Source organism: Staphylococcus microti, from assembly GCF_000934465.1.
Lineage (GTDB): Bacteria > Bacillota > Bacilli > Staphylococcales > Staphylococcaceae > Staphylococcus > Staphylococcus microti.
On record NZ_JXWY01000081.1, the window covers coordinates 35,765 to 50,801 of the forward strand.

Genomic DNA, 15,037 nt, shown 5'->3' on the forward strand with positions numbered 1-15,037 from the left:
GATGCTAATATGAAGAATAGGAGGCAATTCTGCTATTTAACGAGCATAACCTTAAAGCTTTTACTAGGTTTTAAATAGACAGAGATGATCATCGAACTCAATCAACGACAAGAAAAAATTGTAGAAATCGTAAAATCATCTGGCCCGATTACTGGTGAGAAAATAGCTGAACAATTGAATTTGACGCGTGCAACACTGAGACCCGATTTGGCAATTTTAACTATGTCCGGCTTTTTGGAAGCAAGACCACGTGTGGGCTATTTTTATTCAGGAAAATCACGTGCGCAACTTTTAACGGAGCCACTCAAAAATCAAATTGTTAAAGATTATCAATCACATCCTGTTATATTAAAAAGTGACGTCACTGTGTATGATGCCATTTGTTCTATTTTCATTGAAGATGTAGGGACGCTTTTTATTGTAAATGCCGACAATGATCTTGTTGGGGTCGTTTCCCGTAAAGACTTATTGCGCGCATCGATGGCAGGACAAGATATTCATAACATGCCGGTAAACATTATCATGACACGCATGCCGAATATCGTATTACTTAAAGAAGATGATTACGTACTCTACGCAGCAAAGCAAATGATCACCAAAGAAATCGACTCAATTCCTATCGTTAAGAAAAAAGAAAATGGCAACTATGAAGTCACAGGACGTATTTCAAAAACGACTATTACGAAACTATTCGTTTCATTATTTGATTAGTAGGAGGCAACCAACGATGACCAATACAAAAATAATTATCGCATCAGATTCAGTTGGTGAAACAGCTGAACTTGTAGCAAAGGCATGTATGTCACAATTCAATAATTGTGAGTTAACTTCTGAAGTTTTACGCTATCCTTATATCGAAACAAAACAAAATATTGATGAAGTTATCGCAATGGCAAAAGAATGTGATAGCATTGTCATCTATACACTTGTAAAACCTGAAATACGTGAATATATGGAAGCACTCATTGTAGAACATAAGATTAAATCGGTTGATATTATGGGCCCTATCATGCAAACGATGGAACATGTCTTTCAAGAAGCACCGATGAACGAACCTGGTATTGTGCATAAATTAGACGAAGATTATTTCAAAAAAATTGAAGCGATGGAATTTGCGGTAAAATATGACGACGGTAAAGATCCAAAAGGGCTACCAAAAGCAGACATCGTCTTAATTGGTGTCTCACGCACTTCTAAAACACCGATTTCGCAATATCTTGCACATAAGCGCTATAAAGTGATGAATGTGCCAATCGTTCCTGAAGTCTCACCACCTGACATGTTGTTTGAAATTGACCCTAAAAAATGTGTCGCACTTAAAATCAGTCCAGAAAAATTAAATGCGATTCGTAAAGAGCGCTTAAAACAACTCGGTTTGTCAGATTCTGCACGTTATGCAAATGACAAGCGCATTGAAGAAGAACTCGAATACTTCAATCGCATTGTTGAAAAAATCGGCTGTCCTGTGCTTGATGTTTCCGAAAAAGCTATTGAAGAGACAGCAAATAACATTATTCAAATTATTGAGCATAAAGATTCCATTTTAAATTAAGAAATAGTATAATAGTGACGTTATTCTAAAGTCATTGGTATATTGCAAATTGAAGACAAATTGATAGGTGATGTGTGTGAGAATACCACAAACAACGATTGATGAAATTAAGCAAAATACAGATATTATAGATGTTGTAAGCGAATATGTAAAATTAGAGAAAAGAGGACGCAATTACATTGGTTTGTGTCCTTTTCATGATGAAAAAACACCTTCATTTACAGTATCTGAAGATAAGCAGATTTGTCATTGCTTCGGTTGTAAAAAGGGCGGCAATGTTTTTCAATTTATTCAAGAAATTGAAAAAGTCTCATTTGCCGAAGCAGTCAAACATCTTGGCGAAAGAGCAAATATTAAAGTTCAAACCGAACTATCATCACAAAAACAAGACATCGCATCAGATGACTTGGTAATGATTCAAATGCATGAGGAATTGCTCGATTACTATCATTATTTATTGAAAAAGACTGTAGAAGGCGAAACGGCATTAAAATACCTATATAGTCGTGGATTTACCGATGAAATGATTGATCAACGTAAAATTGGTTATGCACCTGATGCGTCAAATTTTGCGACAGATTATATGGAGAAAAAAGGCTACTCACTGTCGTTAGGTTATGAAGCTGGGATTTTATCAAGAAATGAATCTACTTTCGACTATTACGATAGATTTCGAGATCGCATTATTTTCCCATTACCGAATGCGCAAGGTCGTATTATCGGTTATTCGGGACGTGCCTATCACGATGATCAAACGCCTAAATATTTAAACAGTCCAGAGTCACCTATCTTTCAAAAGCGAAAACTACTCTACAATTTAGATAAAGCGCGAAAAAGTATTCGACAACAAGATGAAATCATTTTGTTAGAAGGATTCATGGACGTTATTAAAACGAGTGAAGCTGGATTACACAATGTCGTCGCAAGCATGGGGACACAAATTTCTAAAGAACACATGACCATTCTCAAGAAATTATGTAAAAACGTGACAATGATGTTTGATGGTGACTTTGCAGGTGTTCAAGCAACGTTAAAAACAGGTCAAGCTTTATTAGAGCAACAGTTTGACGTATTTGTCATTCAACTACCGACTGATATGGACCCAGACGAATATATTGAAAAGTATGGGGCAGAACGTTTTCTAGAATTCGTCTCTAATGAAAAGAAATCATTTGTCTCATTTAAACTGAAACAACATCAACAAGAAATTCAAAATAACGACCTTGCTTTCGAGAAGCATTACAAAGTCTTTGTTGATGACGCGGCATTAATACAATCTCAAATTTTACGTCAAAAAGTTGTACAAGAAGCGGCAGAATTGTTTAAAGTGCATCCAGATAGTCTATTAAATGAAGTAGAGAGCCGTCATCCGCAATCTCATTATCAACAAACGCCAGCAATTCAGCAGACACCACAACCGATGAGATTATCAAAAAATGAAAAAGCGGAACGTGCTATTCTGAAGCATTTTTTCAATGATAAGTCCTTATTTTTACGTTTTTATCAAGATATTGAAGAAAGCGACTTTACAAATGAGCATTTTAAACGTATATTTAATGTCTTACAGGAATATTATGCAGAATTTGAACAGTTTACAATCAGTGATATATTAGGGTACATCAAGCATGATGATGTAAAAGAGACACTCATACAACTTGTAGATTACCCGTTAAACCATAATCCATACGAAAATGAAATGTTGGATTACATTTCTGTTATGACATCCAATCGTTCAACTGAGACACTTGAAACTTTACAAGCACGTTTGAATGAAGCCATTCGTATTGGGGATAGTGACGCACAAAAATATTATTTAGAACAGATTGTAAATAGAAAAAGAGAGAGTTTAAGAAGTAAAGATTAATTTCGGGAGGCCTTTTTATGTCTGACAACCAAGTAAAAGTAATCAAAAAAGAAACAATCGATCCGACACTCACAATTGAAGATGTGAAAAAACAATTGATTGAAAAGGGGAAAAAAGAGGGTCATTTAAGCCATGAAGAGGTAGCAGAGAAACTGCAAAATTTTGAAATGGATTCTGATCAAATGGATGAATTTTTCGATATGATTAACGATAATGACATCCAATTAATCAATGAAAAAGATAGTACAGATACAGATGAAAAGCTAAACCCGAATGATTTAAGTGCACCTCCAGGAGTTAAAATTAACGATCCTGTCCGTATGTACTTAAAAGAAATCGGACGTGTCAACTTATTAAGTGCACAAGAAGAAATTGAACTTGCAAAACGAATTGAGCAAGGTGATGAAGTAGCGAAAGCACGCTTAGCTGAAGCCAACTTGCGTCTTGTTGTAAGTATTGCAAAGCGCTATGTAGGGCGCGGTATGCTATTCCTTGACCTTATTCAAGAAGGAAACATGGGCTTAATTAAAGCCGTTGAAAAGTTCGATTTCAGCAAAGGATTCAAGTTTTCAACATATGCGACATGGTGGATTCGTCAGGCGATCACTCGCGCCATTGCTGACCAAGCACGTACAATCCGTATTCCAGTGCATATGGTCGAAACAATCAATAAATTAATTCGTGTACAACGTCAGTTACTTCAAGACTTAGGTCGTGATCCACTACCTGAAGAAATCGGGGAGGAAATGGATTTACCACCTGAAAAAGTACGTGAAATCTTAAAAATTGCGCAAGAACCAGTGTCATTAGAAACGCCTATCGGGGAAGAAGACGACAGTCATTTAGGTGACTTTATTGAAGACCAAGAAGCGCAAAGTCCATCTGATCATGCTGCTTACGAATTATTAAAAGAGCAACTGGAAGATGTTTTAGATACTTTAACAGACCGTGAAGAAAATGTATTACGTTTACGTTTTGGTTTAGATGACGGTCGCACGCGCACACTTGAAGAAGTGGGTAAAGTATTCGGTGTTACAAGAGAGCGTATTCGTCAAATTGAAGCGAAAGCATTGCGCAAATTAAGACACCCAAGCCGTAGTAAACGACTTAAAGACTTTATGGATTAATCAGTAACTAAATGAACGCATAGGCGGGAATATGAACGCATTTTCATAATGTGGACGTTATTCCCGCTTTTTTGATTTAGGATTCAATCATATTGAACAATATATCAAACATAGTCTCAATAAATGAAATTTTGTATAATAGAATTGCAATAACGAGTTGTGATAATTAAAGGAGTAACAAGCATGATACCAATCAATCGACGTTTACAAAAAGTAAGTGAGTATATTATAGGGGATACCCTAGCAGATATTGGCTCAGACCACGCATTTTTACCGATGTATGCATTGGAACAAGGACAAATTAAAAGTGCTATCGCAGGAGAAGTGATTCCCGGTCCATACACATCCGCTGTTAAAAGTGTAGAACGACATGGCTTTCAACAACAAATTGATATTCGATTAGGGGACGGACTAACAATTTTAAACCCTGAAGTTGATTACGTTGATACTGTCACGATTTGTGGCATGGGTGGACCACTGATTGCTAAAATTTTAACACAAGGCTTCCAACATATTCCAAACCGCCCGAGACTCGTTTTACAATCGAATATTCAATCTGAACCAATTCGTCAATTTTTACAGTTAAATGGCTATCAAATTGTAACTGAAACATTAATCAAGGAACGCGCACATATTTATGAAATTATCGTTGCTGATCCGGGAGACATGTCACTGTCTGCTAGAGACTTAAAGTTTGGACCATTTTTACATCCAACGCCTTCAGAACTGTTTGTTGAAAAATGGACACGTGAAATAGAAGCTTTGGAAGACATTAAGAAACAATTGGCTCCTATACGTCATCAAGCACGCTATGATGAAATTACAAGACAAGAAAATGAAATAAAAGAGGTGTTAAATCAATGAAATTAAAAACATTTCTAGATATTTTAAACAACCAAGTCCCTTTTGACAGCGCAGAATCATGGGATAACGTCGGTTTATTAGTTGGCGATTCATCATGCAATGTTTCAGGTATCATGACTGCATTAGATTGTACTGCCGAAGTCGTTGATGAAGCGATAGAAAAAGGATGTAATACAATCGTAGCGCATCATCCACTTATTTTTAAAGGGATGCGTGCGATTACTGAAGATGCCGGTTATGGCCGTATTATTTATAAACTCATTCAAAATAAAATCAATTTAATTGCAATGCATACAAATTTAGATGTGCATCCTCAAGGTGTAAATGCGATGCTTGCCGAACACCTTGAACTACAATCATGTAAAATTTTATTACCTGAAACAACGGATTATTATAAAGTGCAAGTCTATATTCCAGAAACTGATGCCACTGCATTTAAGCTTCAGCTCTCTAAACACGGTCTTGCAACAGAAGGCAACTACGAGCACGCATTTTTCAATACAAAAGGGCAAGGGCAATTTAAACCAGTCGGCGATGCACAACCACACATTGGTGCAATCGGTGAAATTAAGACGGTTGATGAAGTAAAAATTGAATTTATGATTGATGCGTCACAATATCAATTAGCACAACAATTAATTAATCAACATCATCCTTACGAAACGCCTGTATATGACTTTTTACCTTTACAAAAAGAAATTCAACGTGGTTTAGGGATGATTGGTGAATTATCTGAGCCGATGACTGTTGAGGCGTTCACAACACACGTTAAAAAGCAATTAAACATGCCAAGTGTGCGCTTTATTGGCAATAAGAATGCGGCGATCCAGACTGTCGCACTGATTGGAGGATCGGGCATAGGGTATGAAATGTCAGCAATGAAACAAGGTGCAGACATTTTCCTAACTGGTGATATTAAACATCACGACGCCTTAGATGCTAAAACTGCAGGTATGAATTTATTAGATATTAATCATTACAGTGAATATGTCATGAAAGAAGGACTTGTCACCTTATTAAATCACTGGTTAGAACAGCAATTTGACGGTCGTATTTGCGCCTCAGAAACACATACCGATCCTTATCAATATATGTAAAAAAATATCCCCTTAGCTTTTGGCTATTTCGCAAAGGCGTAAGGGGATTTTCAATGTTATTCCATAATTTCAACTGGTTTTGCTTTTTTAATTTTAGGTAAGATTTTCTCAACAGGCACATGTGATGTTGTATCATGTGTTGAAGGATCTAATGGGTCATATTGATTAAAAAAGTTAATCACTTCTTTAACAATTGGTGTTGGCGTAGACGCACCAGCAGTTACAGCCACCGTCTCAATACCATCCAACCATGACAAATCTAATTGTGAAATATCAGCAATACGGTATGAATTCGTATGCGCGATATCTTTAGACACTTGCGCTAAGCGGTTAGAGTTATTACTTTTCGGATCGCCGACAACGATAAGTAAGTCCGCTTCGCCAGCTTGATTTGCAACTGCTTCTTGACGCACTTGTGTCGCCTGACAAATCTCTTTATGCTGCTCGATATGCGGATACTTCACTTGCAATTCTTCCATCAAATGTAGTACGTCCCACTGTGACATCGTCGTTTGGTTCGTCACAATAAGTGGATAGTCATGTAAATTGTCCGGCAAGTCATTGACATCTTCTTTTGTTTCAACAAGATGCACAATGTCCGGTGCAACACCGACCGCACCTTCTGGCTCAGGATGTCCTTTTTTACCGATATAAACAACGTGATAACCCGCCGCTTTCTTCTCTCTAATCAGTTCGTGAGTGTTTTCAACATCAGGGCACGTTGCATCGATACACGTTAAACCTTTATCTCTTGCACGTTGTTTGACTTCAGGTGAGACACCATGCGCTGTAAAAATCACTGTGCCCGTTTCAATTTGTTCTAAAATTGTAAGTCGATTAGGACCATCTAAAGTAATAATCCCATCAGATTCGAATGCATCCGTTACATGTTTATTATGAACGATCATTCCAAGTATATATATCGGACGTGGTAAATTGGGGTCTAATGATGCATTGCGGGCAATCACCATTGCATCCACAACACCATAACAATAACCACGTGGTGTAATCTTAATTATTTCCATAGATTTCACGAACCTCCTTCAAACATTTATTATAGCAACATATATGCCCGTTTAAAAGAAAAGGGGTTGATGTTCTAAAATCATTTATACTTATGATCCGTTGCACTTTTAATTTGCATATTCAAAAATCAGATGCTTGCTACTTAAGTCTGACAAAGACCTTTCTATCTGACTGTTCATTCTACAGGCAACTTTTCCACATATATTCTTAACAAATTTCACGATAAATATCCTCAAAATACTTTGATTTCTAATACATTGTCACATTGTTTATTTTCTTTATGCTTTATTTCATTTATAATATAGAGATGAATCTTTAAGGAGGCCAAACAATGGCAAAGCATCCATTTGAGCAATTTAACTTTGACTCGGACATATTAGCGGCAATAGACGCATTAAATTTTAAACAACCAACTGATATACAACAACGTGTTATTCCGAAAATGATGAAAAAAACAAACTTAATCGGGCAATCACAAACAGGGACAGGGAAGTCACATGCATTCTTACTTCCGTTGTTCCATCAAATCGCTCCAAACGTAACGGAGCCACAAGCCATTATCGTTGCGCCAACACGTGAGTTAGCGACACAGCTACATCATGCAGCATTACAACTAGCAGAACACAAACAAGGTGTCAAAGTCAGCTTATTTATCGGCGGCACAGATTTTGAAAAAGATAAACAAAAAACAACGATTCAACCGCAACTGATTATTGGAACACCGACGCGTATTAATGACTTGGCGAAAATCGGCGCATTACACGTTCATCTTGCGCATTACTTAGTCGTGGACGAAGCAGATTTAATGATTGATCTTGGCTTGATTCAAGAAGTCGATCAAATCGCTGCACGCCTTGATGACGATACTAAAATGGCGGTATTCAGTGCAACCATTCCGAAGTCACTGCATCCATTTCTTAATAAATATTTGGAAAATCCAGCGTTTATTGAAGTTAAAACAACATCAAAAAATAAGAGCAGCATTGAATTTTACCTTATTCCTACGCGTGGATCAGCAAAAATTGAAAAAACAATCGAATTAATTCATACATTAAATCCATATCTCGGTATTATTTTCTGTAATAGTCGTGAAAATGCAGATCATTTGGCACAACAATTGACTGCTGAAGGAATTCAAGTCGGCATGATTCACGGTGGCTTATCTCCTCGTGAACGTAAGCAACAAATGAAACGTATTCGTAACTTGGAATTCCAATATGTCATTGCGAGTGATTTAGCATCACGTGGTATTGATATTGAAGGCGTTAGTCATGTCATTAACTTTGATGTACCTAAAGATATCGACTTCTTCACTCACCGTGTCGGCCGTACGGGACGTGGTAACTATAAAGGTATCGCCATTACGCTTTATACACCTGATGAAGAGACTTTAATTCATCAAATCGAAGCCAAAGGCTACCATTTTGAAAATGTAGATGTAAAAAATGGGGAATTAGTACCAATCAAAGCCCACAATACACGTCGTTTACGCCAAAAGCAGGACGATCATATTACGCAACAGGTGAAACATAAAGTAAAAAGAAATAAAAAGAAAGTTAAACCAGGCTATAAGAAAAAGTTCAATCAGGAACTTGAAAATCTGAAACGCCAAGAAAAACGTCAATTTAGCAAACGTAAAAATCGTCAAGCACGTAAAAGTAAAAAGCAAAGGTAGGGTATCAAGATGTTAATTGGATCTCATGTCTCAATGAGCGGTAAAAAAATGTTACAAGGATCAGCGGAAGAGGCACATAGTTATGGTGCTTCTACGTTTATGATTTATACAGGTGCACCACAGAATACGCGCCGTAAACCGATTGAAGAGCTAAATATTGAAGCAGGACAAGCTGCGATGAAAGATTATGGTTTATCAAATATTGTCGTGCATGCACCGTATATTATTAATATTGCAAATACGAACAAACCAGAAGTGTTCCAACTCGGTGTCGAATTCTTACAAAATGAAATTGAACGTACTGAACAAATAGGCGCACGTGATATTGTATTACACCCTGGTGCGCATGTAGGTGCGGGTGCTGAAGCAGGTATTAAGCGTATTATTGAAGGTTTAAACGAAGTACTGACAAATGATAACAACGTACGTATCGCTTTGGAAACAATGGCAGGTAAAGGGTCAGAAGTCGGACGTACTTTTGAAGAAATTGCACAAATTATTGATGGCGTTCATAATAACGATCGCTTATCTGTCTGTTTAGACACGTGTCATATTCACGATGCGGGATATGACGTTGTGAATGACTTTGACGGTGTACTGAACTCATTCGATAAAATTGTTGGCGTCGACCGCATTAAAGTTGTCCACGTGAATGACAGTAAAAATCCTGTTGGTGCGCATAAAGACCGTCATGAAAATATCGGTTTTGGACATATTGGTTTTGATGCTTTGAACTACGTTGTTCACCACGACCAATTCAAAGATATTCCTAAAATTTTAGAAACACCTTATGTCGGAGAAGACAAAAAGAACAAAAAAGCACCATATGCATATGAAATTGAAGCATTCCTCAATCAAAAATTCGATCCGGATATGAAAAATAAAATTTTAACAAAGTAATTAAAAGGGAACTATACATTGATAGAAAATCATTCTGTTAATGTGTAGTTTTCATTTGTTTCGAGTCGTAAACATTACTATTTACATTTAAGGTTCGGGCGTATATAGTAATATTGAGGTGAAATGATAATGCAACCTGTATTTGAGTTAAAAGATATTGACTTTTATTTTGAAAATAAAAAAGTGTTAGAGAATATCAATATTCGTATTAATAAAGGGGAATTTTTAGCCATTGTTGGTCCAAATGGCGCGGGCAAATCAACATTGTTGAAGCTTATTCTTGGACTACTACCGATTCAAAAAGGGGAAATTTTTGTAGATGGCATTGCATATCATAAAAGTCTGACGTCAGATAAAATAAGCTATGTTTCACAAAAAGCATCAGCAGTTACAGCGGGTTTCCCAGCAACTGTGAATGAAGTCATTCTTAGTGGGTTAACACGTCAAAAACGTCTGTTCAGATGGTTTAATAAGCAAGATCAACAAAAAGTAGACCAAGTGTTGGAACGTCTGAACATCAGCCATTTAAAAAATAAAAATATTGCTGAATTATCAGGCGGTCAGCAACAGCGTGTCTTAATTGCGAGAGCCCTTGTCAGCAATCCAACCGTCCTTATTTTAGATGAGCCAACAAACGGGATTGATGCGAAACATGTCGGCGAATTTTATAATACATTGGATAGTTTGAAGAAAGAAGGCGTAACAATTATTTTAGTGACACATGATATTGGTGTTGTAGCAGATACAGCAACTGAAGTCGCGTGTATCAACAAGCACTTACATTTTCATGGGACAGCACATGAATTTAAGTCGCTTGATGAAGTTGAAATTTCAAAAATATATGGTCATCCGATTAAATTCGTTGACCATAAACACGATAGGGATTGTTGTTTATGATTGATGCATTATTAAATTTTGAATTTATTAGGTATTCATTTATTAGTGGGATCCTGATAGGTTTGATTGCACCGTTAATAGGGACATTTATTGTTGTACGTAGGCTGTCACTCATTGCAGACGCTTTGAGTCATGTCACTTTAGGTGGGATTTCATTCGGCATGTTTTTAATTTCTGCCGTACCGCTCTTTGTGAATATTAACCCAATATGGACGGGGATTCTTTTTTCCATTATTGGGGCGCTTTTAATCGAAAAACTACGCAGTTCTTACAAAAATTATCAAGAAATTGCCATTCCGATTATTATGAGTACAGGGATTGGTTTAAGTGCGATTTTTATCTCACTAGCAGACGGATTTAACCAAGAACTCGTAGGGCTTTTATTCGGTTCGATTAGTGCTGTGTCACTCAGCGATTTAGTAACAATTATTATTATCACTGTGCTCGTCCTATTATTTATCTTGCTATTTTATAAAGAACTATTTATTTTGTCATTTGACGCAGAATATAGCCAAGTAATCGGTATTCCGAAATGGATCCAATTTTTATTTATCGTTATCGTTGCACTTGTTATTTCAGCATCGATGCGTGTGATTGGTGTCTTATTAGTAAGCGCATTGATTACATTACCCGTGGCGATTGCGATGCGTTGGACAAAGGGCTATAAGCAGTTTATTGTAATGAGTATTTTAATCGGTGAATTTTCTGTTATATCAGGCTTGATAACTGCCTTTTATTTGAATATCTCACCGGGTGGAATTATTGTTGTAATACTCGTCCTTATGCTATGTCTTACAATGATTTATCAAGCACTTGCAAAAGGGCGCGTTAAAGGAGTGAAAGCGAATGGAAACTAAAAAAGCTATTCAATTACTCAAAGATGAAGGACACAAATATACAGATAAACGTCGAGATATGATTGACATCTTTGTTAAAGAAGATAAATATATCAACGCAAAACATGTTCAAAAATTGATGAATGACACATACCCAGGTATTTCGTTTGATACGATTTATCGCAACCTGCATTTATTCAAAACTTTGGGTATTATTGAAGGAACAGAGTTAGATGGTGAAATGAAATTTAGAATCGCTTGTACGAATCACCATCATCATCATTTTATTTGTAAATCTTGTGGCGATACGAAAGTGATTGATTATTGTCCAATGACTGAAATCAAAAAGTCATTACCAGAAGTTGAAATTGAAATGCATAAACTTGAAGTATACGGCATCTGTGAAAAATGTCGTTAAAAAATAAGCTTTGTAGGCACAATTCACGCTTACAAAGCTTATTTTATTGCCAACTTCTGTAATAGATAGATCATTAAAAGTAGCTCATATGCGTAGGAGAAATAGCTGGTTATGTCGAAGCGTACAATCTTGATGAGTTGTGTGCTTTTCAGTACCATCGATTCTTTATTGCTCGCTTTCCTGCAAGGCGTCTCACAATAGAAATAATTTCTTCATGAGTCTAAAACATAATAGGTCTTTTCAGCTATTGCGTAACGTTTATGCAACATAAGATGTTATAGCTGTCCTTAAAACTTAAAAGATACGCTAAGCTGTCTCTAGATGTGTTTATATGTTTTGACTGACTTCAATTTAAGTTTGCCATATAAATGCTAAAAAAAGTGAGACAGCACATGCCATCCCACTTTATATATTATTGTACTGCTTTTTTGTAGTTTTCTTCCCATTCAGCAGCTAATTTATCAATTTCCATTTTTAATTCATCTACCATTGTTTCTTCAGGCACTTTACGTACAGTTTTACCTTTCATAAACAAGAGACCTTCGCCACGTGCACCAGCGATACCAATATCCGCTTCACGTGCTTCACCCGGACCATTTACTGCACATCCAAGTACCGCCACTTTCAATGGTACTTGAAGTTTTTCGATATAATCTTCAACTTCATTCGCAATAGAAATCAAGTCAATTTCGATACGGCCACAAGTTGGGCAAGCGATTAATGTTGCTGCGTTACTTGCAAGACCGAATGCTTTTAACAATGATTTCGCAACTTTCACTTCTTCTACTGGATCCGCTGATAATGAGATTCGGCATGTATTACCGATACCCAATGCTAAAATTGCACCAAGACCTGCAGATGATTTGACTGTACCGTTAAATAAAGTACCACTTTCTGTAATACCTAAATGTAGTGGATAGTCAAATGCTTGTGCCGCTTTTGTATAAGCTTCGATTGCTAAGTTTACGTCACTTGCTTTCATTGACACGATAATATCATGGAAATCAAGGTCTTCTAAAATTTTAATATGATGTAACGCACTTTCTACCATACCGTCAGCAGTAGGGTAGCCATATTTTTTTAAGATATGTTTTTCTAATGAACCAGCGTTAACACCGATACGAATTGGAATCCCTTTTTTCTTACAAGCTTCAACGACTGCTTCTACTTTTTCGCGTCTTCCGATGTTACCCGGATTGATACGAATCTTATCGGCACCGTTTTCAATCGCGATCAATGCTAATTTATAATTAAAATGAATATCTACTACGAGCGGAATATTAATTTGTGCTTTTATATCTTTAATGGCATGTGCATCTTCTTCATTCGGACATGCTACACGAACGATTTGACAACCAGCTTCTTCTAAACGCTTAATTTCAGCAACAGTTGCTTCTACATCATGGGTTTTTGTCGTTGTCATACTTTGAATAACAACCTCATCAGAACCACCAATAGTTAAATTACCAACTTTGACAGGTCGTGTATTTTTACGATGTGTAATTTCAGACATGTTAGAAACTCCTTTATAACAATTTTAAAAATTGAAAATGCACTTTGACAGGCTATTCTTTTCAACGTTAGTATTCATTATACAATATCGATAGGGCGATATTCAAAACAATGAACTGTTTTATATGACTTTTTATGTTTAACTTAGTTTAGGCAGAAGTCGCCCATCCTCTAGGCGGGTGATGAATGCCGGCCAGTATATTGGTTACTTTTGGTAACTTGAAAATTGATATACATGGCGAATTGCCTTTTTGTTTTACTTATGTTATTTTCAGTTTACATAAGTAAAGCGTTAGTATAACAATGGCATTAGATACAAATAGTCATTTAGAATCCCTTCTTCACTATCCTCTTATTTTGGCAACGAAATAGCGTAGACAAGTAATTGATAATGAAATATCTGATTACTTTAGTTGCGTGGCATTATGATAAAGACCCTATACACATTATGTTCAAAGTTTCCCCCAATCAAGCGAATAATCATAAATAGATAGGTGGTGTATCTAATGGAACAATTAAAAGCGTACAAGTTTAGACTATATCCAACAGAGGAACAAGAGGTTTTCTTTGCGAAATCTTTTGGTTGTGTTCGGAAAGTCTATAATCTCATGCTTCATGACCGGATAAAAGCCTATCAAGAAAAAGTGAACAATCCCTCTGAGAAAATGCGTTTTCCAACACCTGCCAAATATAAAAAAGCATTCCCATTCTTGAAAGAAGTTGATAGTCTTGCTTTAGCTAATGCACAACTCCATTTAGATAAAGCTTACAAGAACTTTTTCCGCGATAAATCTATTGGATTTCCTCGGTTCAAAAGTAAGAAAAATCCTGTTCAGAGTTATACAACGAATAATCAAAATGGGACAGTTGCTTTGATTGATGATAAGTTTGTCAAAGTTCCTAAATTAAAATCCTTAATCAGAATTAAACTTCACAGACAGCCAAAAGGGGTTATTAAGTCAGCGACAATATCACGTCATGCTAGCGGTAAATACTATATCTCTTTGTTATGTAAAGAAGAGACAAATGAATTGCCTAAATCTAATTCTGCAATTGGTATTGACTTGGGTATTACGAATTTTGCGATCCTTTCTGATGGTCAAAAAATTGATAATCATAAATTCACGGCTAAAATGGAAAAGAAACTCAGACGTGAGCAACGTAAGTTGTCAAAGCGTGCTTTATTAGCTAAAAAGAAAGGTGTCTCTCTCTTTGAAGCAAAGAACTATCAAAAACAAAAACGAAAAGTAGCGCGATTACATGAAAAGA

At 36.4% G+C, this 15,037-nt stretch carries 14 protein-coding genes and 1 pseudogene; 13 read left to right on the forward strand and 2 right to left on the reverse strand.

Translation table 11 applies throughout. The features are described from left to right. Positions 1-84: 84 nt before the first annotated feature. The 6 genes from TP70_RS09085 to TP70_RS09110 all read left to right on the forward strand — a co-directional run bounded on the left by TP70_RS09085 (position 85) and on the right by TP70_RS09110 (position 6,504). Complete coding sequence (locus tag TP70_RS09085) at positions 85-711, forward strand: helix-turn-helix transcriptional regulator (protein WP_044361139.1); 627 nt, start codon at positions 85-87, stop codon at positions 709-711. Between the two features lie 16 nt (positions 712-727). Continuing rightward, positions 728-1,552 carry a pyruvate, water dikinase regulatory protein gene (locus TP70_RS09090; protein WP_044361140.1) on the forward strand — a complete coding sequence of 275 codons (825 nt, stop codon included), beginning with the start codon at positions 728-730 and terminating at the stop codon, positions 1,550-1,552. 76 nt (positions 1,553-1,628) lie between these two features. Next, positions 1,629-3,416 (forward strand): DNA primase, encoded by a 1,788-nt coding sequence (dnaG, locus tag TP70_RS09095; RefSeq protein WP_044361141.1) that lies wholly within the window; start codon positions 1,629-1,631, stop codon positions 3,414-3,416. A gap of 17 nt (positions 3,417-3,433) precedes the next feature. After that, positions 3,434-4,543, forward strand: coding sequence for an RNA polymerase sigma factor RpoD (gene rpoD / locus TP70_RS09100; protein WP_044361142.1), 1,110 nt, complete (start codon positions 3,434-3,436; stop codon positions 4,541-4,543). Between the two features lie 183 nt (positions 4,544-4,726). Beyond that, entirely contained in the window at positions 4,727-5,407 is a 681-nt protein-coding gene (locus TP70_RS09105) for a tRNA (adenine(22)-N(1))-methyltransferase (protein ID WP_044361144.1), read from the forward strand. After that, entirely contained in the window at positions 5,404-6,504 is a 1,101-nt protein-coding gene (locus tag TP70_RS09110; protein WP_044361145.1) for a Nif3-like dinuclear metal center hexameric protein, read from the forward strand. The genes TP70_RS09105 and TP70_RS09110 overlap by 4 nt, the downstream gene beginning before the upstream one ends. Before the next feature lie 56 nt (positions 6,505-6,560). On the opposite strand, the gene TP70_RS09115 is transcribed toward TP70_RS09110, so the two are convergent. After that, a complete protein-coding gene (locus tag TP70_RS09115; protein ID WP_044361147.1) occupies positions 6,561-7,529 on the reverse strand; it encodes a 4-hydroxy-3-methylbut-2-enyl diphosphate reductase in 969 nt (322 codons plus the stop codon). A gap of 332 nt (positions 7,530-7,861) precedes the next feature. Between TP70_RS09115 and TP70_RS09120 the strand changes: the two genes are divergently transcribed. From TP70_RS09120 to TP70_RS09140, 5 genes are all read left to right on the forward strand, one after another. After that, positions 7,862-9,205: a DEAD/DEAH box helicase gene (locus tag TP70_RS09120; protein WP_044361148.1), complete on the forward strand. Its 1,344-nt coding sequence runs from the start codon at positions 7,862-7,864 to the stop codon at positions 9,203-9,205. Between the two features lie 9 nt (positions 9,206-9,214). Then, the gene (locus tag TP70_RS09125) at positions 9,215-10,105 is read left to right on the forward strand and encodes a deoxyribonuclease IV (RefSeq protein ID WP_044361149.1); all 891 of its coding nucleotides are present in this window, start codon (positions 9,215-9,217) and stop codon (positions 10,103-10,105) included. A 123-nt stretch (positions 10,106-10,228) separates the two neighbouring features. Beyond that, positions 10,229-11,002, forward strand: coding sequence for a metal ABC transporter ATP-binding protein (locus TP70_RS09130; RefSeq protein ID WP_044361150.1), 774 nt, complete (start codon positions 10,229-10,231; stop codon positions 11,000-11,002). Beyond that, positions 10,999-11,859 carry a metal ABC transporter permease gene (locus TP70_RS09135; protein WP_044361151.1) on the forward strand — a complete coding sequence of 287 codons (861 nt, stop codon included), beginning with the start codon at positions 10,999-11,001 and terminating at the stop codon, positions 11,857-11,859. Before TP70_RS09130 ends, TP70_RS09135 begins: the two co-directional genes overlap by 4 nt. Beyond that, entirely contained in the window at positions 11,849-12,256 is a 408-nt protein-coding gene (locus TP70_RS09140; RefSeq protein WP_044361152.1) for a Fur family transcriptional regulator, read from the forward strand. The genes TP70_RS09135 and TP70_RS09140 overlap by 11 nt, the downstream gene beginning before the upstream one ends. 412 nt (positions 12,257-12,668) lie before the next feature. Here TP70_RS09140 and ispG read toward each other — a convergent pair whose 3' ends face one another. Further along, on the reverse strand, positions 12,669-13,769 hold the full coding sequence (gene ispG, locus TP70_RS09145; RefSeq protein ID WP_044361153.1) for a flavodoxin-dependent (E)-4-hydroxy-3-methylbut-2-enyl-diphosphate synthase: 1,101 nt from the start codon (positions 13,767-13,769) through the stop codon (positions 12,669-12,671). 302 nt (positions 13,770-14,071) lie between these two features. On the opposite strand from ispG, the pseudogene TP70_RS12770 reads away from it, so the two are divergent. Beyond that, positions 14,072-14,234: pseudogene (locus TP70_RS12770) on the forward strand (transposase); the annotation flags it as partial. A 40-nt stretch (positions 14,235-14,274) separates the two neighbouring features. Beyond that, positions 14,275-15,037, forward strand: a 763-nt coding sequence (locus TP70_RS09150) for an RNA-guided endonuclease TnpB family protein (protein WP_044361155.1), incomplete at its 3' end; no start/stop codon positions are given.